This is a genomic window from Bradyrhizobium sp. CCGUVB14, from assembly GCF_024199935.1.
In the GTDB taxonomy this organism is placed as follows: domain Bacteria; phylum Pseudomonadota; class Alphaproteobacteria; order Rhizobiales; family Xanthobacteraceae; genus Bradyrhizobium.
Window position 1 is genome coordinate 7,185,514 of record NZ_JANADS010000001.1, and the last position, 20,955, is coordinate 7,206,468.

General features: G+C 61.6%; 16 protein-coding genes and 1 pseudogene. 4 read left to right on the top strand and 13 right to left on the bottom strand.

The features are described from left to right. Position 1 precedes the first annotated feature (1 nt). The gene (locus NLM32_RS33660; protein ID WP_254133007.1) at positions 2-1,036 is read left to right on the top strand and encodes a Gfo/Idh/MocA family protein; all 1,035 of its coding nucleotides are present in this window, start codon (positions 2-4) and stop codon (positions 1,034-1,036) included. A 4-nt stretch (positions 1,037-1,040) separates the two neighbouring features. Next, on the top strand, positions 1,041-2,048 hold the full coding sequence (locus tag NLM32_RS33665) for a Gfo/Idh/MocA family protein (RefSeq protein WP_254133008.1): 1,008 nt from the start codon (positions 1,041-1,043) through the stop codon (positions 2,046-2,048). Between the two features lie 16 nt (positions 2,049-2,064). On the opposite strand, the gene NLM32_RS33670 is transcribed toward NLM32_RS33665, so the two are convergent. Genes NLM32_RS33670 through NLM32_RS33695 form a run of 6 tightly spaced genes read right to left on the bottom strand, consistent with a single transcriptional unit; the run spans position 2,065 to position 7,936 of the window. Beyond that, positions 2,065-3,114, bottom strand: a complete 1,050-nt coding sequence (locus tag NLM32_RS33670; protein WP_254133009.1) for a LacI family DNA-binding transcriptional regulator — start codon at positions 3,112-3,114, stop codon at positions 2,065-2,067. Next, positions 3,111-3,755, bottom strand: a complete 645-nt coding sequence (locus tag NLM32_RS33675; RefSeq protein ID WP_254133010.1) for a ThuA domain-containing protein — start codon at positions 3,753-3,755, stop codon at positions 3,111-3,113. The genes NLM32_RS33670 and NLM32_RS33675 overlap by 4 nt, the downstream gene beginning before the upstream one ends. Before the next feature lie 10 nt (positions 3,756-3,765). Next, a complete protein-coding gene (locus tag NLM32_RS33680) occupies positions 3,766-4,863 on the bottom strand; it encodes a Gfo/Idh/MocA family protein (protein ID WP_254133011.1) in 1,098 nt (365 codons plus the stop codon). A 22-nt stretch (positions 4,864-4,885) separates the two neighbouring features. Continuing rightward, complete coding sequence (locus NLM32_RS33685; protein WP_375143598.1) at positions 4,886-5,734, bottom strand: carbohydrate ABC transporter permease; 849 nt, start codon at positions 5,732-5,734, stop codon at positions 4,886-4,888. Next, positions 5,727-6,668, bottom strand: a complete 942-nt coding sequence (locus NLM32_RS33690) for a carbohydrate ABC transporter permease (protein WP_254133012.1) — start codon at positions 6,666-6,668, stop codon at positions 5,727-5,729. Before NLM32_RS33690 ends, NLM32_RS33685 begins: the two co-directional genes overlap by 8 nt. A gap of 2 nt (positions 6,669-6,670) precedes the next feature. Continuing rightward, positions 6,671-7,936: an ABC transporter substrate-binding protein gene (locus tag NLM32_RS33695; RefSeq protein WP_254133013.1), complete on the bottom strand. Its 1,266-nt coding sequence runs from the start codon at positions 7,934-7,936 to the stop codon at positions 6,671-6,673. 165 nt (positions 7,937-8,101) lie between these two features. Here NLM32_RS33695 and NLM32_RS33700 point away from each other — a divergent pair, with 165 nt between their 5' ends. Beyond that, positions 8,102-8,860 carry an SDR family NAD(P)-dependent oxidoreductase gene (locus NLM32_RS33700; protein ID WP_254133014.1) on the top strand — a complete coding sequence of 253 codons (759 nt, stop codon included), beginning with the start codon at positions 8,102-8,104 and terminating at the stop codon, positions 8,858-8,860. 130 nt (positions 8,861-8,990) lie between these two features. Beyond that, on the top strand, positions 8,991-9,350 hold the full coding sequence (locus NLM32_RS33705) for a RidA family protein (protein WP_254135488.1): 360 nt from the start codon (positions 8,991-8,993) through the stop codon (positions 9,348-9,350). Positions 9,351-9,613: 263 nt separating this feature from the next. Here the strand turns inward: NLM32_RS33705 and NLM32_RS33710 are convergent, their stop codons facing one another. From NLM32_RS33710 to NLM32_RS33735, 7 genes and pseudogenes are all read right to left on the bottom strand, one after another. Beyond that, entirely contained in the window at positions 9,614-10,045 is a 432-nt protein-coding gene (locus NLM32_RS33710; RefSeq protein ID WP_254133015.1) for an NAD(P)/FAD-dependent oxidoreductase, read from the bottom strand. 111 nt (positions 10,046-10,156) lie between these two features. Next, positions 10,157-10,672 (bottom strand): annotated as a pseudogene (locus tag NLM32_RS46425) (NAD(P)/FAD-dependent oxidoreductase); the annotation flags it as partial. A gap of 23 nt (positions 10,673-10,695) precedes the next feature. Next, entirely contained in the window at positions 10,696-11,088 is a 393-nt protein-coding gene (locus tag NLM32_RS33715; RefSeq protein WP_254133016.1) for a VOC family protein, read from the bottom strand. Between the two features lie 20 nt (positions 11,089-11,108). Continuing rightward, entirely contained in the window at positions 11,109-14,996 is a 3,888-nt protein-coding gene (locus tag NLM32_RS33720; RefSeq protein WP_254133017.1) for a LodA/GoxA family CTQ-dependent oxidase, read from the bottom strand. A gap of 136 nt (positions 14,997-15,132) precedes the next feature. Beyond that, positions 15,133-15,810, bottom strand: coding sequence for an isoprenylcysteine carboxylmethyltransferase family protein (locus NLM32_RS33725; protein ID WP_254133018.1), 678 nt, complete (start codon positions 15,808-15,810; stop codon positions 15,133-15,135). A 132-nt stretch (positions 15,811-15,942) separates the two neighbouring features. Continuing rightward, positions 15,943-17,106, bottom strand: coding sequence for a tryptophan 7-halogenase (locus NLM32_RS33730; protein WP_254133019.1), 1,164 nt, complete (start codon positions 17,104-17,106; stop codon positions 15,943-15,945). Continuing rightward, on the bottom strand, positions 17,103-20,876 hold the full coding sequence (locus NLM32_RS33735; protein ID WP_254133020.1) for a LodA/GoxA family CTQ-dependent oxidase: 3,774 nt from the start codon (positions 20,874-20,876) through the stop codon (positions 17,103-17,105). Before NLM32_RS33735 ends, NLM32_RS33730 begins: the two co-directional genes overlap by 4 nt. Positions 20,877-20,955: the final 79 nt, after the last annotated feature.

Below are 20,955 nucleotides of genomic sequence, written 5' to 3' on the forward strand. Positions count from 1 at the left end.
GATGAACCAACTTCGCATCGGGTTGGTCGGTCCGGGCGCGATCGGTGAAACGCACGCGCGCGCGATCAGGGCGCTCGACGAGGCCGTTTTGGCCGCTGTCGCCGGCGGCACGCCCGAGCAGATTGCCGCGTGCATTGACGGCGAACCCGTTTCGACATTTGCAACCACCGAAGCCATGCTGGCCGGCGCAGAGATCGACGCCGTCGTCATCTGCACGCCGAGTGGCGCGCATCATGATGCAGCCCTCGCCGCCATCAGGTCCGGTCGGCATGTGCTTGTCGAGAAGCCGCTTTGCGTCGATCCAGCCGAGGCTGCATCCCTGGTCCGCGCGGCCGAGAGCTCGCAGCTGACATGCGGCGTGGTCTCGCAGCGCCGCCTCGAGCCGCAGCACCAGGCGATCAAGACGCTGCTCGACGCAGGCCACCTCGGGCAACCGCGCCTGATCGAAGCGGCAATCCACTGGTATCGTTCCGACGCATATTATGCCGAGAAGCCATGGCGCGCCGAAGCCGATCACGGCGGCGGCTCGCTCTTCAATCAGGGCGTCCACAATCTGGATCTGATGCTTTGGCTGTTCGGACCGGTTGCGAGCGTTCAAGGCAAGACGGCGACGCTCGGACATTCACACGCGATCGAAGACACGACGGCGGCGCTGCTGTCCTTCGCCTCCGGCACGCTCGGCGTGATCGTGACGAGCACGGCACTGCCACCGGGACGGCCGGCCATGCTGCGCCTGTTCACCGATCGCGGCAGCTGCGAGCTCGCGCACGACAGCATCGTTCGCTGGGATTTTCCCGGTGTCTCACAGCCGGCGAGCGCGACGGGACCGGGAAGTGCCGCCAACGACCCAAAGGCGATCGGCATCGAGGGGCACATCGCGCAATGGCGCGACTTCGTCGGGGCGGTCCGGGAACGGCGGACACCCGCCACGCCGTTCCGGGATGGATTCGAGGCTGCGCGCGTGGTCACCGCCATCTATCGCTCGGCTGCGGAAGGCCGGGCCGTCACCCCCAAAGACATCTCGCCACTGGTATAGCTCGATGGCCGATAGCGCCCCCATGCTCGACATCGCCATCATTGGCGCCGCTCATCCGCACGTCGAATATGTGCTCTCGGAAATCGCCGTCAGGACCGACGTCAGGATCGTAGCGGTCGCCGATCACGACGCCGCGCGCCTCGCCGAACTCGAACGGCGCACGCAGGCGCCCGGCTACACCGACCCGATCGCGCTTTTGGACGCGCACAAGGTCCAGGCCGTCGCGGTCTTCACCGAATTCGGTCTTCGAGCTCCGATCGTTGCCGAACTGCTGCGCCGGAATATTTTCGCGATCGTCGACAAGCCGATGGCGGTGACGCTTCCCCAGCTCGCCCTGATCGAGGACACCCTCGCAGGCCGCAACCTGCTGACACTTCTGCTCGAGAAGCGCTTCTATCCTGTGACACTCGCGCTTCGTTCGGTGCTCGACAGCGGCGAACTGGGAGACATCGTCTCGATCAGCTCGACCGGACCCCACAAGCTCGTGCCAAGCCGGCGTCCCGCATGGATGTTCGAGCCGTCGACCTATGGCGGCATTCTCGCCGATCTGACGGTCCACGACATCGATCTGGCGCTTTGGCTGACGGGCTACACCAGCGGCACGATCAGCGGCTGGGTCTCGCCTACCCCCGCTGCCGGCACGACGAGCTTCCCTGCCCTGGGACGCGCCATCCTCGCCTGCGACAACGGCCCGCAATTCTCGATCGAAGTGGACTGGATTCAGCCCGAAGCTTCTCCCCGCCACGGCGATTATGCCATGCGGATCTCGGGGACACGCGGGCGGGCGGACGTTCTCTTCGCCGAGAACCGGCTGCTCGTCGAAACCGCGACACGAGCGAGACGTGAGGTCGAACTTCCCCCGGGCGGCTCGCCTGCCGGCTTCGCCTTCGATCATCTCGCGCGCGGCGAAGCCTTGCAAATTTCGGCAAAGGACGCCCTGCGCGCCACGCGCATCGCGATCCTCGCCGAGGAAAGCGCGAAGCAAGGCGGCAAACCGATACGCTGGGGCTGAGAGGCGAAGCTCGACGTTACGGCAGATTGTCCCGCAGAAAAATGTCGATGCGGATGCGCTCCTGGTCGGGGCTGATCGGCTCGCCGGCACAATGCGCAAGCAGGACGCGCGCCGCAGAACGCGCCTCGTGGCCGGGATCCTGGTTGATGATGGCATCGAGCGTGCCGCGAACCAGGAAACGCCGCGTGTACTGCGTCAGCTCATGGGTGATCCAGACCACCTCGCGCGCGCGACCGGAGGCCTCGAGCGCATCGGCGATGCCACGGTTTCCGGCGCCGCAGCAATAGATGCCGCGCAGATCCGCATGGCGTGCGAGCAGCGCGGCGGTGAGCTCCCGCGTGCGCTCGCTGTCGTCACGCCCCTCGATGACTGGCAACGCACGCAGGTTCGGATATTCGCTGGACAGGATCTGGTGGAAGCCGAATTGCCGCTCGGTGTGATCGCGCAGCGACAGCGATCCCGCGATCACGGCGACCGTTCCCTCGCCCCCGGCCAGGAAACGTCCCATCAGCGTCGACGCAGTCCGTCCCGCGGCCGGGTTGTCGATACCAACATAATGCAGGCGGCGCGAGCTCGGCGCGTCCGACACTAGGGTCACCACGACAACCCCGCGCGCGGTGAGTTCGTCGATCGCGGCGCGCACCCGGGGATGGTCGAGCGCGATGACGGCGACGCCCTGATAGGCCGGCGACAGGTTTTCCAGCGCGCCGGCCAACACATCCGGATCGAACACGTCGACATGGAGGATATCGATGAATCCGCGCTGTCCGGCGATCCAGTCCGCGGTGCGCTGGACCTGCTCGGTCAGGTTGGTCATGAAGCTATTGCTGCCGGACGGCAGCACGAAGGCGAAGCGAAAACTCTGCCCACGTGCGAGCCGTGCGGCCGCCACGTCCGCGCGGTAGCCGAGCTTGGCGACCGCAGCCTCGACGCGCGCGACGGTCTTGGCGCGCACGCCCTCGCGCCGGTTGACGACGCGATCGACAGTAGCGAGCGAAACGCCCGCCGCACGCGCGACGTCTTCCAGCGTGGCACGAACGGCCGGCTGCGTCGCGCCAGCTGTCATTCGCGCGCCGCCCACAACATGCCGCGGGTCATCAAGGTCCGGATCTCCGGGACGTCGAGCTCGTAGGCACGATGGCCGAGTGAGGAATAGAACACCCTGCCCGCGCCGTAGCGCTTCTTCCAGACCACGGGCATCACCACCCCATCGATCCAGGATGCGTGCTCGCCGGTAAAGGTCGTCGTCGCCAACACCTCAATGGCGGGGTCGATATGCATATAATATTGCTCGGACCGATGCTCGAAGTCTTTCAAGCCTTTCATGATGGGGTCGTCAGGCTTGGTCACGTCGACCTTGTAATCGATGATGTTGCCGGGATGCGCAACCCACTGCCCACCACACAGAAACTGGTAGTCCACAGAATCGCGGAACGCATCGCACATGCCACCATGATGGCCGGCGAGCCCGACGCCCCCACGCACCGCTGCACAGAGATTAAGCGCGTCCGCCTTCTCGATCTTCGACATGGTGTAGATCGGGATGATCAAGGAGAGATCATGGATTTTGGGATCGCCGAACGCCTCCGTCGTGGTTTCGATCCGGACCTCGAAGCCTTCCGCCTTCAGCCAGCCGCGGATCATCGAGGCACAGAGATCGGGATCGTGTCCCGGCCAGCCACCCCATACAATCAATGCCTTGCGCATGGTCATTTCCTCAATCGATCTGTCCGGTTTCACGTCCGGCCGGCAACATCGCCGGCCGCTCGACGCGGTTCTCGATCTTGACGCGCCGTCCTTCGTCGGCGGAGGTCTGGAACGCCTCCATCACCTCCAGCACATGGAAGGCGAGCGCGCCGCTGGCGCGGTGCGGCCGGTTGTTCAGGATCGCGGAAGCCATATCGGCGACGCCGATGGAACGGAACTCGCCTTCGACATGACCGTGTGTCAGCGGCACCGTCTCAAATTCGCCGCCGGTCTTGGCGACCTGCACCTCGCCCCCGAAGCGGTTCGGGTCCGGCACCAGCATGCTGCCCTTGTCGCCATAAATCTCGATCGGTGCGTGCCGATGTTTTGGGACATCGAAGCTCATCGCGATCGAGACGACCGCCCCGCTCTCGAATTCCAACGTGCCCGCGACATGGGTCGAAACCTCGACCGGGATCAAGGTGCCGTTCATCGGCTGGCTGGTGACCAGGCGCTCGGATCTCGGCCGCGCGGTCGAGCCCATCACGCTGGCGACCGGACCGAGCAGCTGCACGAGATCGGTGATGTAGTACGGACCCATGTCGAGCATCGGCCCGCCGCCGCGCAAATAATAGAATCCCGGTGCCGGATGCCAACGCTCGTGGCCAGGGCAACCGAAGAAGGCGCTGCCTGCCACTGGCGTGCCGATCGCGCCGTCGTCGATCAGCTTGCGTGCGGTCTGGTGGCCGCCGCCGAGGAACGTGTCGGGCGCGCAGCCGACGCGCAAACTCTTCTGCGCTGCAAGATCCATCACCTTGCGGGCTTCCGCGACGTTGATGCCGAGCGGCTTCTCGGAGTGAACGTGCTTGCCGGCGTTCAGCACCGCGAGACTGACGTCGGTGTGGGCGAGCGGCACCGTGAGATTGATGACGATCTCGATATCGTCGCGCTTGAGCAGCTGATCGACCCGCATCGCCGGCAGTCCGAACGCGGCGCCCTGCCGCTCCGCGACATCGCTACGCATGTCGGCCAATGCCCTCACCTCCATGACCGGGAAGCGCTGCGCCGCCTTGATGTAAGCGGTGCTGATGACACCGCAGCCGATGATTCCGACGCCGACTTTTCTCATTTTTTTCTCCGTGAAGTCCTGCTCACCCCTTGACCGCGCCCGCCGTGAGGCCGGCGACGATGTGCTTCTGTGCCAGCAGGAACAGAATGATCGTCGGCAGGATGGTGAGCGTGATGAAGGCCAGGATCAGGTGCCACTCGGACGAATATTCGCCTTGATAAATCATGATGCCGAGAGGCCAGGGATAGAGCGCATCGGTGTTGAGCATCACCAGCGGCAGCAGATAGGCATTCCAGCTGTTGACGAAGGTAATGGTCCCGACCGTCGCCAGGATCGGCCTCGACAAGGGCAGCGTCACGTAGCGGAAGAATTTGATGTAGCTGCAACCGTCGACCAACGCCGCCTCGAGCAGCTCATGGGGGATGTCCTTGAAGAAGCGCCGCAGCAGCAGCACGCTCATGGCTAGGCTGAAGGCGACCTGCGGCAGCGCGACGCCGAAGTAGGTATCGAGCAGTCCGAGATCGCGCACTTTGATGAACAGCGGCAGCACGGCGGTCGCGGCAGGAAACAGCAGGCCAAGCGTCAGGTAGCTCAGCAGCATCGATGAGCCGTAGAACCTGACATGGGCAAAGGTGAACGCTGCCATCGAGGCAGTGATCAGGGTCAACGTCACCGTCAGCGTCGAGATGATCAGCGAGTTACGCAGGAGCTGCCAGTAGCGCCCGGAGAACAGGATGTCGGCATAGTTCTGCCATTCCCAGTGACGAGGCAAGCCAAACGGATTCACCCGCAGTTCGCCCAGCGATTTGAAGCCGCCGAGCAGGGTCGCGAGTAGCGGCACCAGCACGAAGATGGCAACGACGGCGAGGAACGCCGCCTTGAACAGCATGGCGGGATCGAACGGCGCGCGGGTGGTCTCGGCACTACTCATCGCGCATGAACCATCGCTTGTAGGTGAAGGCAAAGGTCACGCAGATCACGAACAGGATGACGCCGATGGCGCTGCCGTAGCCGACCCGCATGCGCGAGATGCCGTTGTTGTAGAGGAAGCTCACCATGGTGTTGGAGGAATCCGCCGGTCCCCCGCGCGTCAGCGGCATGACGAGATCGAACAACTGCAATGAGCCGACGATGGCGAAGAACACGGAGAGCCGGATCGTGGGGTAGAGCAATGGGATGACGACATGGCGTAAGGTTTGCGACCGCGTTGCGCCGTCGATCCGCGCCGCCTCGACCAGGCTCTTGTCGAGACTCTGGAGCGCCGCGATGAACAGCATCATGTGGAAGCCAAAGTACTTCCAGACGATCACGATCAGCACCGCCAGCATCGCCGTGTCTGTCGAGGCCAGCAGATGCGGCGGCTCGGCGCCGAAGGTGCGCCAGATCGAAGCAACGAGGCCGTAATCGCCATCATAAACGAACGAGAAGATCAGCCCGGTCGCGATCTCGGCCAGGATGTAGGGCATGAAGAACAGCATCCGCAGCCCCACCGCGCCGCGGAACTTCTCGGCGAGCATCAAGGCCAGCGTGAGCGCGAGCGGCAGCTGGATCGCGAGCGAAACTGCGATGATCAGCCCGTTGTTGCGCAGCGCGAGCCAGAAGGCGCGCGTCTCCAACACGAAGCGGTAGTTATCGAAGCCGATCCAGTTGGTCGGCTTGCCGAAACCGTTCCAGCTGAAGCCGGAATACCAGGCGGCCTCACCGATCGGCAGCACCACGAACAGCGTGAACAGCAGCAGCGCCGGCGGCAGGAACAGGATCAGGACAGTGAAGCGGCCGTCCCAGCTCGGGCCGCGGGCCACGACCTGCGGGGCCGTCTCGTCAGCAACGCCCATCGGCGACGCGATCGCGATCCGTCGCGCCACCGTCAGTTACCCTGCTTGTACGCCGCTTCGATCGCTTTCGCAGCGTCCTGCGGGCTCATGCTGCCACCGGCGATCTCTGCCGTGACATCGTTGACGACGCGACCGACGGAGGGTCCAAGGCTCTGGTCGTAGAAGTTCTGATGATAGTTGGACTTCGCCAGATTGGCCGCGATCTGCTTCATGAACGCGCTGTTGAGGCCGGCCTCGCCGCCCTTGACGACGGGAACGATGAAGTTGCCGGCGGCAAGCCGCGCCTGCACGTCCTTGGAGATAAAGTACTTGAGGAAGTCGGTGGCTTCCTTGGGCGCCCCCTTGGTGATCAGCCAGCCGGTGATGCCTCCGAGCGTGTCTGACGGATCACCCTTGCCACCGGGGACGACCGGAAAATCGAACCAGCCGAGCTTGTCGTCGGTGAGACCGACCTTGTCGGCGGCGAGCGCGCGCTGGGTGTGGTAGAAGGACGAGATGGCCAGGATCATCGCGGCCTTGCCGTCACCGAAATAGCCGACGGCCTGCGGGTTCTTGAAGCCGAGGAAGCCGTTCTGGAACGGCTGCAGATCAACGAGTTGCTTGAACAACTCGCCGGATTTCTGAAAAGTTTCACCGGCAAAGCCGCCGTTTTCACCCTTCAGCGCTGCATCGAAGGCCGGCTTGCCGCCGACGCGCACTGCGAGATGCGTCCAGTAGAAATGCAGCGGCCATTTGTCGGCACCGCCAACCACAATCGGCGTAACACCCGCGGCCCTTAGCGTTTTCACCGCGCCGAGCAGATCGTCCCATGTCTTGATCTTGCTCGCATCGACATTCCCCTTGGCCATCAAATCCTTGTTGTAGAGGAAGCCGACCTGCGACAGCGCGATCGGAAGTCCAAAGACGCGGCCGTTCTGGGAGAAGGCGGCGAGCGCCGCCGGTGCGATCGTGTCACCGTAGCCCCCGCTCTTCACGGAATCGGTGATGTCTTCCAGCACGCCCGCGTCGATCTGCGTCTTCAGCACCCCGCCGGCCCAGCTATAGATGATGTGCGGCCGGTCCTTCGATTGCAGCATGGTCGGCAGCTTGGCCTTGTAGGCCTCGTTCTCGAGGTACTGCATCTCGATTTTCACACCCGGATGCGACGCCTCATAGGCACGCGCAACCTCCTCCCAGATCTTCACCTGGGCCGGATTGACCTCGATATGCAGCCATTTGACGGTGGTGTCGGCCGACGCGGAACTGGCCCAAAGCAGGCATGCAACAGCGGTGAGTCCCAGCTTGGCAAGCAGCCTCATCACATCCTCCCGATCGAGTCTTATTCTTTGACTGCAATCCTGCCTTCAATTTTTGAGGTACGCAACTAAAATTCTGACCTATGCACCTCACGGGCAGAATGGCTAAGGTGCGGAAAAGAGTCGGGGCGGCCTGATCGCCGCCCGCAACAAACTTGAGAGGTGCCCATGGCTGCCATCTATTCCGACCTCGCCGGCAAGGTCGTTCTCGTCACCGGTGGTGCAGCGGGAATTGGTGCTGCGATCGTGCGGCGCTTCGCGGAGCAGAAATCCAAGGTCGTGTTCTTCGACATCAAGGTCGACGAAGGCCAGCGCCTGGTGCGCGAGCTATCCAATCAGGGACTGGCTGCGCATTTCCAGCACGTCGACCTGACCGACATTCCCGCGCTACGCGCCGGGGTGGCGGAGGCACGCAAGGCGCACGGCGCGATCAACATCCTGATCAACAACGCCGCGCATGACGAGCGGCACAAGACCGAGGAGATGACGCCGGAATATTGGGACGACCGCATCGCGGTGAATCTGAAGCACCAGTTCTTTGCATCGCAAGCCGTGCTGCCGGACATGAAGGCTGCGAATGCCGGAGCCATCATCAATTTCGGCTCGGTGTCGTGGATGGCCGGACAAGGCGGCATGGCCGCCTACACCGCCAGCAAATCAGGCGTGATCGGTCTGACGCGCTCGCTGGCGCGTGACTACGGTCCCTACAATATCCGCGTGAACGCGATCGCGCCGGGCTGGATCATGACCGAGCGCCAGCTGGAGAAATGGATGACGCCGGCGGGCGAGGTTGAACTGCAGCAGCGACAGTGCCTGAAGCGCAGGCTGGTGCCGGACGAGGTCGCGAAGTTCACCGTCTTCCTCGCTTCCGACGAGGCTTCCGCCTGCACCTCGCAGCACTATGTCGTCGATGGCGGGTGGGTCTAGGATGCTTTGAGGATGGCCGGCGCACAAGCTTCGAGCCGGGACGCGTTGATGATGAGGCGTGTTGACTTGTCAGGTCGGCGATTATACGCCGTACAGCTTTCGTCGCACCGGCAACGTCAAAGGCAGCATCATGATCAAGCGCGTCCTACCGTATGAGGGATTGCTCCACGAGGTTGTCGAGCACAACGGTGTGCTCTACATCGGCGGGATTGTCCCCGAGGACACAAGCCTCGATATGGCCGGCCAGGCACACGATGTACTGGGCCAGTTGTCGCGCTTGCTGGACACACTGGGATCCGACCGGTCTCATGTGCTGCAAGTGACGATCTTCCTGACGAAGCTCAGCGAGAAGGCCGCATTCAATACGGCCTGGAAAGCATTTTTCGCGGAGACTTCTCTACCGGCGCGCGCGGCTATCGGAGTGGCCGACCTCGGCCCCGGCGTCAAGCTTGAGATGACCGCAATTGCGGCTCGTCGAGCCTCGAGCTGAAGGCAGACACCTGATCCGACGCGAACGAACGGCGCGCCGTGGTTCGAGCTACCCGATTGTACTGCTGTCAGTGCAGGCCTGCGATCGCCAGATCAACGTGGATAGCGCAACGCGCCTGGTCAAGAATCGGCTGCAGGTTACGAAAATCAATGACCTTTCGGTCGCACGCTGAGACTTGCCCGGCTCAAAGCGGGCATCCGTGCACGGTCATGGTGCGCCGCCTTATTTCGCCGGTCACCGAAAATGGCCGTCAGCCATCACTGTCATTCGGATGGAAGGCGCCGGCGCCGCCAGAAGTCCGAACCGGACCAGCGCTTCTCCATCCAATGGTAGCGTGATCGGAGCCGCAAGTTCTGAGAATGACGTTCGAGGATCGCGCGCGAATAATCCTCGAGCCGAATTCCACCACCTAGCAGGACCTCTGCCGCCATCCGCCCGGACTTCAGCGCGTCGATGATGCCGGTCGATGCCAATGGATCCATTGAGGCTGCAGCATCTCCGACCGCTAACCAACCGGGTCCGGCCGCAACATCGAGCGACGCGCTGTCCGCGAGCACGACGGTTGGTGGAATTGGGTCGAATTTGTAGGCCGACATCAGCTCCGAGATGTGCCGCGTGCGACAGCCGAGCGCGACGAACCGCTCAATCGAGCGCATGCCGATACCGGCAAGTAGATCCCCGTCGGTAAACAGCATGAAAATCCGTCGATCTCCAGGCAGTTGAGCGCTATACCACCATCCTTCGGGCACACTCTCTATTGTCGTCGCTAGATCGTCGTCGCTGCCTGACCGCCCGGCAACTGCGACGACGGCGACCTGCTTGTCAGCCCCTCGTCTTGTCGCCCCAACGGCTCGTGCGAACGTCGATCGCCGTCCGGAACAGTCAAATACCCACTGACATTCAATGGTCGTCTCGTCCTCACCGGATCTGACACAGATGGTCCAACCATGGTCATCTCGACTGGCTGTGCTCAGCCTGCCTTTCAAGGCATGCGCACCGGCTCTCCGTGACGCACTCCGCAAATGCGCGTCGAAGGCGGATCTGTCGATGTGAAACCCCGCACCATACGCGCTCAATATTCCGGGCCGCATCGCCAGTTCATCAGACCCCCAAGCCGACCGGCTGCCCGTGCATGGAAGCACAGGAGTTCGGTCAAGCACGTCGGTCAACCCCAAACCGCCGAGGATCGGGCGGGAGGCTCCCGGGAGTGTCTCGCCTCCGCTGAACGCCTTTTGCCGCTGGTCGTCGACAAGGAGAACCTTGACACCTCGACGGCCAAGAACCGTTGCGACAACGGCGCCGGCGGGACCGGCGCCAAGCACAAGCGCATCGGAGCTGACGACGGTCAGGCTGCTTCTCCGGCTGCCGGACGATCATACGTGGTCAGCTCAATCTGATGACCATCGGGATCCAGTACGAAGATGGAAAAGGCGATGCCGGTATCCTCGGGCGGATCAAAAGAAACGCCAAGCCCCTTCAGCTCCGCCTGGGCCTGGCCAAAAGCTTCCCCACTCATACGGAATGCAACATGGGTGATGCTGAGCGCTTCGTCGATATTGCAAACCGGACCAGCTTTGGGTCTCTGGAAGAGACCCAACCTGATCATGTCGTTCCCCACCATCCAGGTCGTGGTCCACTTGTGCACGATGTCAAAGCCGAACACGGCACGGTAGAACTTATACGAGGTCGCGAGATCGCGGACGTTCAATCCGATATGGTCTATGTGCTGCAGGTCCATGACTCCGCTCCTCAAGCCGCTCAATGCACCGCGTCCTGACCGAAAATCTGCCGCCTGTGCAGGCCCGGCCTTGATCGCACTGGGTACACTCTTCCCGGCGAAACCGCCCTCGCCCCAGCGACCGCCTGCAACGCGGCGGATGCTGGTGCCGCCGTCCGTCCACCCGGAATGGGGCAACCAGCGTCGATCCACTGGGTCAGGATGGCAAGTCCATCAGAACCATCGATCGTCGTCCGCTTGATCGCATCGAGCATTTTGAAGGCGCTCGGCAGCAGATCGGTGATGAAGCGGCTGCCGCTGGCGTTGCCCGGGCTGATCCAGCCATTTTCAGCATCGCTGATTGCGGCCATGAGAGCCTCGGGGCCCGCCTTGAACCAGGCAGCGACCGATTGTCTGACACGCGCTCCATTCATGGTACCCGCCAGTTCGCGAGCTTCGTGTGCCTGGGCATTCGCCGCGCTCGACGAAAGAGACTGAACGAGCTTCTTCATCGCATCGCCGGGACCGACCGGAGCCGCGGCCGCCTGCTCGTAAACGTTCCCAAGCCACCTCACCCAATCAGCCCAGAGCGCCAGCTCGCCCGGCGAGAAGATCTTGTACATCGGGCCTTCGTAGGTGGTCCTGTTGTTGAGGAAGTAGCTGCTCGATGGATTTCCCGGCGTCACGTATCGCGAGCTCGCGAGCTCGTCCAGAAAGGCTTGTGGATCCTCGAACCAATCGTTCATCCGGTTGGGAATCACGCCGAACTCCGGAAGATTGAAATGATTTCGCTGCGCGAAGTATTTCTTCTGCTTGATGAGCTCGACCATCCGTTGCTCGATAGTGGGCGGATATTCGCGCCACACCGCGAAATCTTGACTGATATCGCCTGTGGTCGCGAACGCAACGTAACCGGTCCAGATCCTCTCCCAAACCTTTGCGACCTCGGCCGGCCCGGCTTCGGCTCGTACGTAGTCGAGATACTGCTTGACTGCCTCCTTTGCTTTCGCGCCGTGCCCATAGACCGCGTTATCGATGCCGATATGCATCCTGTAAAACTGGGCACTGATATTATTGGCCTCCAGCCGTTTCACGCCCGGCCAGAGCCCGAGAACCTCCCACTCGAGCTGCAAGGTCATCCCGAGAATTTCCGGGAAGAACGCGTCTGAATGCTGCGATATGCAGAGTTCGAACAACGGGTTCGTAAAGGCTGAATCGAATATGTCGGGGTTGTTCGCGTAGTCCCTGCTCCTGATGTTCGGAAGATAGATCCCGAGCGTTTGCAGCAAGGCAGTATACAGGTTCGCGTGGTTGAGCGCGGGATCTCCGCCACCCGTTTCGTCGCTCCAGATTTCGAAAAGCAGCGAATTGATTTCCGAGATCGGCCCGGCGTTCGTGGCGTAGCGCAACCATGATCCATCCAGCTGGTTGAACGGCGCCAATTGAAGCTGACGCTTGATCAGCAACTCACGCGTCCACCAGGATTCGGCGGGTTGGCGCTCGCCCGCCGCCAGATATTCATAAATCTGCGAGAGCCGCGCCTCGAATGCCGAGGGCGAGTATTCGAAGAACTCCCAGAAATTCTGGGTCGGATCGCTCCTGAACTGCTTGGTCTTCTGCAAATCCCGCGCAGCCTGCAGGAAGTACCGAGCAAGTTCCTTGGCTTTGGGACCGAAATCTGGGTAACTCTCGTAGTTGAGCATGATGTAGAAGTAGTCGCGGTCGCGGAGGCCGTCGTATTTTCCTCGTCCCGTTTCGACGAGAACCCGCTCGGCCAGATCCGGCACTGGGACGACGAAACCGAGGTCCTTCCACTTTCGAACCATTTCGTTGTCGGCCTGATAGTCCTGACGAACCTCGTATCCGATCTGAATGCTCGCGCCCAGGAAACTCATCCAGGCAGAATCCGTCGTTTTGAGACGTGCAGCGTAAATCTCAAGGACCTCGCCTTCGTCGGGCGACGGCACGACATTCTGGATATAGGTGCTGAACGCCGCAATTACCTGCTCCCGATAAGCTTCCGGATGCACGTGCAGCGTGGCATGTGGCAGTTCGAATGGCCAATGCTTCGCACTGCCATAGTGGTCGTAGAATTCGCGAAGGCGGAACTGGTATCGATTCAGCGCCTCACCATCCTTCGGTTCGGGCAGGCGCCAATTTCGGCCACGAAACGTCCATTGTGCCCACACGAACGTGACGAATGCCTGCTTCGCCTCGGCTGCAAACGTCGCAATATCCTTCCCATCCGTCGACGGCCACTCAAAGATAGGCTGAAACGTCCGTTCCGAACCGACGCCCCTGTCCCATTGCTTCCTTGGATACAGAACACTCGCCAAGTTGGCGGCTTCGCGCTCAATCGGGAAGTCTTTGCGGGCTTCGTCGAAATCGAACTCGCTGACGACCGCATCAGGCCGTTGCGCCGGCCACCAATAGGTGTTGCATTCGTAGAAATCCGCCTGCCACGGCAACGCCATCCACTTTGTCAGATCACCGGGCTCCAACCGCGCCGCGACCTCAAATGCGCGTTCGTAGAAATGTTCCGACGTGCAGATCGCAGTCAATTCGATCCCAGGGTAGAATGGACCCCCGACACAAGCCGACAACGCGCCTTTGGTAAGCGCGAATGGCTGGTCATTCAGCGCGATCTGATCAATCGGCACCGGACGAACCATCGCGAGTTTCAACTCTTTCAGAGTGTCGTAACCGTCGAAACGCCCCTCGGACCACAACCGAAGCGACTCATACTGTCTTTTCGTGAGCTTCAGCCAGTGATCCGGGTCTCCGATATTTCCTTCGGAGTCGCCTTCGTTCCCCGAGAGCTGGGGCATAAACTTCAGGCTCGCCTGCTTTTTTGCATCATCGCCCGTGAGATTGGGGTCGCGAACGACGCTAAAGAACCGTTTGCGCAAGTCATCACCGGCTTCGCCATTGCGGGCGAGAGCAGCCAATAGCTCATCGCTCAGGAAGTTGGCTGCCTTTCCTGGCCCATGGCCTCGCAGAGCCCGTTCGTTGACCCATTGCGTGTCAACCGCGCGGAACAGGATCGGATAGACGTCGTCCAAAAAGGAAACCCGAGTCCTCTCACGCTCGGGAGCCGTGGAGCCGAGATGCCAGGGCAATCCCTTCTCCAGGGCCGTATCCTCCATCGCGTCGAACAGCGTGACGAGACTGTCGGTATGAGGCGAATAGTCGGGAGGAGCGACGATCACCCACGCGTTGCCTTCAACCGGAACAACGACGCCTTCTGCAATCTCCACTTCGACACTCACCGATCCGTCAGCAGTGTCGTCGTACCAGCCATCGTTATTTGCATAGTGGTCGATCAGGTATTTGTCGTCATTCGACCTGGCTGCGGAATGCCCATGTCCCCCCAGCACGAGCAGCCGTCCGAGGTCGTCGGTGCGCAACTCCCCCAGATAAATCGGGTCCGGCACGTCGTAGATCGTTCCCTGGAGCGGCGCCGAGGCTGTGCTCTCTCCACTCACGGCCGCCGTGGCCTTCATGACGAGCGCGCGACGATCCGTCGGCCAGTCGTTGTTTCGCAGCGGAGGCTGCCGCGCTTCCTCAGTTGTCCCCTCGAAAAGAGCCAAGGCCGCCTTGGCACCCGCGAATTCATGCCAGGAGGCTTTTTTGTTGGCGAGCGATACCTGCCAGGTGATTCGATGGGTGTTTTGCGCGGTCAACTCCGCGACAACATCTCCGTCCGCGTCGAAACCGTAGACGCGGAATCTCGCTGCCTGCCGCTTCACGCGGCCAGAGCGGTCTTTAAAGCCACCTTCCGGAGCCGCTGGAACACCCGGAGCTTCAGGCCCGACGAAATAGTCCTTGGAATCGCCCACGCGCGCGATCCCTATCTTGGGAAACACCGCGCAATAGGCGATCTGCCGATCAGCGCCTTCGCTTCGAGACCCCTTAGTTTCCTCAGCCATCACAATCTCCCCGTCACGGTAGTAATTGATTTGTCGTTGTGCGATCACAGAGGATCGTGGCTCGGCCGATGAGGCCACGATAGAGCTCGCTCCAAAATGATCGTCGCGTCCTTCGAAACAGAATGAAGTGACCGCATCAGTGACCGCCCCATACAACGACGATAACGAGCGCAGTCATGATCGCGCTGAGCAGCGCATGCCCAACGGACATGTGCGGCGTCGACCAGAACACGACGACGTACCCAACGAATATCGGATGGGGAATGTAGCGATATAGAAGGGAATCTGCGGTTTCTGCTTCAGTTTGCGGAAGATTTTCCAGGAGCAGATAGGCCTGGCGAACACCAAATAGGTCCCAATGATTGATTGGAAACGTCGCGCCAATTGCGAGAAGCCAGCCGAGCCAATAGATCGAAAAGATGAGGACGCGCGCGCCTTGTTGCTGGACATCCCACACCACCATGGGGATAGGCGCCCACATCAAGAATATCGATATCAGCAAGACGCTGGAAACGAGGACATAGGTGCTTCGCTCCAGGGCAGCAGGGATGAGCCTGAACCACGCATCCTTGAAGCGCTGTTGAGCCATAATCCAGTGGACGACAACGAACAACAGCGCGAGCGATACGTCAATCGTGATCGAGTAGCCGAGCGACGCAGGCAGACCGCTATCCACGCCGGTCGGCGCAACGAAATCGATCAGAAATCCCATGGCATAGATGAATGCACACCAATGGAGAACGTAGCATATCTGCGCGTAAGCAAACGAAGCATTCCTGACCGTGAACGAGCCCACCTGCGGATTCGCGCTCATGAGCGCCCCTTACAAATATATTCTGAAAATTCTGGAGGGCTCACGTCCCCGCAGGAGAGCCATTGAAACATGTCGACCCTATCGCGAAGATGCTCCATCTATCAATCACTACTTTTAATTGATATGCGCATTTCAAGAGGCGACCAACATCCGTTGTTGCACAACCCTCTCCTCGGCAGATTGCGCTGCGCCGCTGCGAGCGTATCGTCGTTGCCAGAACGGCGATTTCGGCCAACGCCGCTCCAGGCCATAGAGATAGTTTCGGTTCACCACATATTCGGTGTATCGGGCGTCGAGATATCGGGCGTAGCGATCCTTGCCGTCGGAACGCCCGCCGAGGACGCCGGCAATTGCAGCGGCGGCGCGAATGCCGTCCTCCAACGCGTTCATGATGCCCTGTGAGGAAATTGGATCACAGGCCGCGGCCGCATCTCCTACGGCCAACCAATTGGCGCCGGTGACGCGGTCCAGGCGAAAGCTTGGTGCGGCGCGCACGACGATATCCTTCAGCCGATATCCTTCGATCGCCTGCGCCACATGGCTCGTCGTGCGGAGAAGAGCGAGCCACTCGCTCGCGTGCGCAAGATTATGGTCCCGAATGATCGAGGCGTCCGAGGCAAAGGCGATGGCGAGCCTGCGATCGGGCAACCGCGCCTTGTACCACCAGCCGAGCTCCTGCGCTTCGAGCAGAGTAAGTTGCGAGGGAGCGGCCGCCTCCGGCGCATCGAAGAAGCCGTAGACAAAGCTCAATCGATCCAGCGGGATCTGGCGCGCGCCCATCTGGCGTGCAATCACCGAGCGTGATCCGGTGGCATCGACGATGTAGCGCGCCGTGAGATGCCGGCCGTCCCCGCTCGGGGTGATCGCGCCGAGAACGATGCCTCCGTCCGCAGCCTGCTCCAGTGAGGCGCATTTGGCGATCGGGAAAAGGGCCACGCCGCGGCTTTCTGCTTCTCCGAGCAGCAGTGCCTCGAACCGGGCGCGGTCCAGGTGCCAACCGCTGCCCTGCGGATTCAATACGAAATCATTATGACCCAGCTCCGTCCCGCCCCATGCCGAACAACTGCCGAGGCATGCCTCATGCCTTTGCTCGAGAAACTTCTCCCAAGCCCCTAGTTCACCGAGAAGTTTCCGTACATCGGGCGGGACGGTCTCACCGACCGCCAGCCGCGGTCTGGTGGTTACGGAATAGGACAGGCCGGTCCTGACGCCTGTTCGAGCGAGCGCGATAGCGGTAGCGCAGGCGGCAATTCCTCCACCGACCACGACGACGTCGCTCCTGATCGCTCCGCTCAATGGACACTACCCATCCCAAACATGCGTCCGGTCTTGTGCCGCTGCCGCTTCGGCGACGGCGTGGTGAGCCGCAGCATTCGAATGACCTCGTCGACGGCCGGACAACCATTGGCGATCCAGCGTTGAACGACTGCACGACACGTCATGCCGGGAGAGTCCACGGCCATCTGGCCAAATACGCCTCCCATCGGTCCATTGGGCGCAATCCACGTTGTAAGGAAGGCGCTCGCCCCGGGATCTCCCGGCGTGATCATGTTGTTACGAGGCGATGCGAGAGCTGCCATGAACGCAGCCGGCGGCTGATCGAACCACCAGGCGATCGTATGCGCCACTCCGGACTCGTCAGCGAGCGAATTCGCCGTGTGCCCGGGCGTGCCTGTCTGCTGTGACTTCAATTGCTTGAGCACCGCCGCCATGGCAGCCGCGGGTGGCAGCCCCTTTGGCGGAGGCGGCTTCGGACCGCCGGCCAAGGACAAGGTATAGTCCCTCAGGAGATCGATCTCATCATCGGTAAACACCCTGAACATCGCGCCTGTCTGAAACTGGATCAGCTGGTTCAGCCTGCTGTTCTCCCAATCACCGGGTGTCAACAGGTCGGACTTTATGAGCTGCAGGAACTGGTCCGGCACGGCGAAAAGCTCGTTGATCGGCGTCCCGCGCAATGCGTGGGCCTGGTGGTTTCGACTGCCGAAATCGGCCTTGCTCTTGATGAGCGCGATCATCCTCTCTTCCAGGCTCGGAGGATTGGTTATGAGATCATGGAGCTGCGCGCCCAAACTTCCGATCTGCCCGAATGCGACGTAGCCGTTCCAGATCCGCCGCCATGCCTTGTTGACCGCGTCGGTCCCACCGGCCCCCTGTATCGTCTGGAGATAGAGCAGAACCGCATCGAGCGCACGACGACCGTGGCCGTTGACGGCGTTGTCGATACCGATATGCATGACGTAGAAATGCGAATTCAGTCCCAAGCTCGCGAGGAGATCGCGGGTTGGCTTGAGACCGAGCACTTCCCACTCCAGCTGCAGCGTCATGCCGAGGATCTCTGGATAGTATTCCTCGGTGAACTCCGAGATCGCGAGCTCGAAGGTCGGCACCGTAAACGCGCTGTCCAGAAGCTCCTCGTCGAACGCAAACTCGCGGCTGGTGAGCTCCGGTGGATAGAACCCGACGCTATGACAGAGGTCGAGATAGATGTTGCAGTGGTTTTTCGACACCTCCCCGTCGCCGAACTCGTCCATCCAGATCGAAAACAGCAGCGCGCGCACTTCGTCCGTCGGGCCAGCCTTCCCGATGTTGCGAAGCCAGGCGCCGTCCAGCAAGTTCAGCGGCGTAAACTGCTTGATACGGGTAATCATCTGCCCGACGTTCGTGATCAACGGGTCGGGGTCCACGAGATCGGCATCATCCGACAGTTCCTGGTAGATCAGCTGCATCCTGTCCTCGATCACCTGAGGCGAATAGGGGAAGAACGTGCGATCGTACGAGGCAACCGTGGGATCGAGCGAAAAGACTTCGGCCCATTTCAACCAGAAGTCCACATAGCGCCGCGCATTCCGCAGCGCTCCGGGATATTCGTCGATGTTGAGAAGTTGATGAAACAACTCCCGAACAGCACCCGGATTCAGATTGTCGGGGGTCGGCCCGGCGTCATCATGTGTCGGCTTCGGATCTGGAGTGGGAATTTCCGTGGCATAGTTCGGGAAAGGCACGACCGGCGTTTGGCCGGTGTCGCGCAGCAGGCTCTCGACCTCGAGGTACCAGTCTTCATGCACGCTGGTGCCAGGTGGACTGGACTGGGGCAGATCGGCAATCGCCGGAGACTGCAGCACCGTGCCGATGCGGTGCCAGTTGTAGAGCATGTCCTTGCGCTCTTGATATCTTCCCCAATTCTCCGCATCCGCAGCGTCAGTGCCCCAGCCGCGCAGCGACCATAGCTGCGGCCCCAGCTGGAAGCCGTCGGTTGGATCGTTGAGGTCGCGTGGTCCCCAGCCCACCTGGGATGCGTCGTAGACCGCAACTGGCCGCTGCGCCGGCCACGACCAGAACAAGGTCCGAGTCTTGCCCACAGGAGGATCGAGCGGATGGGTTGCGCAAGAATTGTAATCGGTGTGCCACGGCAGGGCCAGGAACTTGGAGAGATCACCGGGCTCAAGACCCGACTGATCGTCATGGCGAGGAACGTAACCGACACTGAGGAATGGTCTACCGCCGGCGAGTCCGGCATCGTAAGCAAGCGCCTTCGCCCGAATTCTGAACGGCCCGGCTCCCGACGTCTGCCAGGGAAGTACGTAGAGCGCCGGCTCGCGCATCACGAATGTCAGATCGATCCCCGGGCTCAACCTGCCGCCGATGCAATTGACGAGCGTCGCTTTGTCGAGGAACTCCCCCGGGCCGAGGGCGCTCAAGCCAGGCCGAAAATGGCCGAGCCCCTTGTTCCATTGCTGCAGGAAGAAGTACTGCGTTCTCCGCAGAGCGAGCAGCGACTCATCTGCATCGCCGAGGTGCAAGGGCATTAGTGTAGTATTTCTCTTCTGATCCTGCGACGGATCCCTGAAGACTGCGGAAAGACCCGCAAGTGACGTCCGCGCGGGATCGGTCGTTTCCGTAATCCGCGCCAAAGCAGCATGTGCGGAGATGCCGGTTTGGCTGAGATTGGCCACCCAGTGCTGCTGGCTCGCGCTTTTGAGGATGGGCGCAACCTGGTCGACGAAAGTGGGCATGTAGGCCGGGTTGTAGTCCTTGGTCGCGTTGTCGAATATGTCGGGGGCGAGTTCGAGCTGTCGTACCCAGACGTCGTAGACATCATCCCACATCGAGACGACGTTGAGGATTTGCGGCGCGAAGGAAGGATCGGTCGCCGTCACCCACGCGCCGTGGGCGGCTGCGCGGCCGCCGTCCTCGAAGACGATCGTCGCGCTGACTGGCCCGTCCGACGTGTCGTCGAACCATTGATCGTTGTTGACGTCATCGTCGAGGGGCGACTTTCCCGCAATCTTCCACGCAACCGCGCGGCCGCGACCGCCGAGCACGAGAAGCCGGCCGGAGGAATCGGTTTGAATTTCGCCCAGGCTGTCGATCGCGCCAGAGGGGCAATCGAGTTGCCCAAGGTCATCGGATGGAAACGATTTCGGGTAGTTCGGCATATCGACGACCGCTCCGCGGGCACCGTCGAAATATCTGGCAGGTGTCGGTGCATCAAAGCGGACAGGCGCTGCCGACACGCCGGATACGACACGCGGGCCCGGATCGATCACGAGCTTGCGCAAGCGATCCGGCGAAGCGAGCGTTCCGAGCTTATCGGGCGGCTGCGGAGCGCCGGCCTGCGTCAGGGACGGATTTCGGATCGGGGGGAGATTCCCGTCCTCGTAGCTTGCGATTCCCTGCGGATCGCTCTCGGCGAGAATGAACCAGTTGGTCTTCTTGTTCGCGACATGCACGGTCCAGATGATGTCTGCGATCCTTCGCCCGTCGATCTCGTCGCCGATCCGCACTTCGCGCCCGTCGCCACGGGGCCAGCTTTCCGAACCGCCATCAGCGTAGGAAAAAAGGCGAAACCGCGCGGCGTGACGCTTCAGGGCCCCGGACCCATCGCGAAGATCGCTGCTGCGAATGGGATCGGACTCCGTCCCGCGCCGGATCGGCAATCCGCCTGTCAGACGGCCGCCGCCGGGAAGTAAGCTGCCCGCCATCGTCTCCGGCGCGATGACATAGTCATCGGAATTGCCGACACGCGCGACGCCGATGGCGGGATGAATTCTGAATATGGTCATGACGCCGGGCCCACAAGATGCTCGGGGGTTACCATCTCGCTTGCGCTGATGAACCCCCGATGAGGAAACAGAAAGGTCT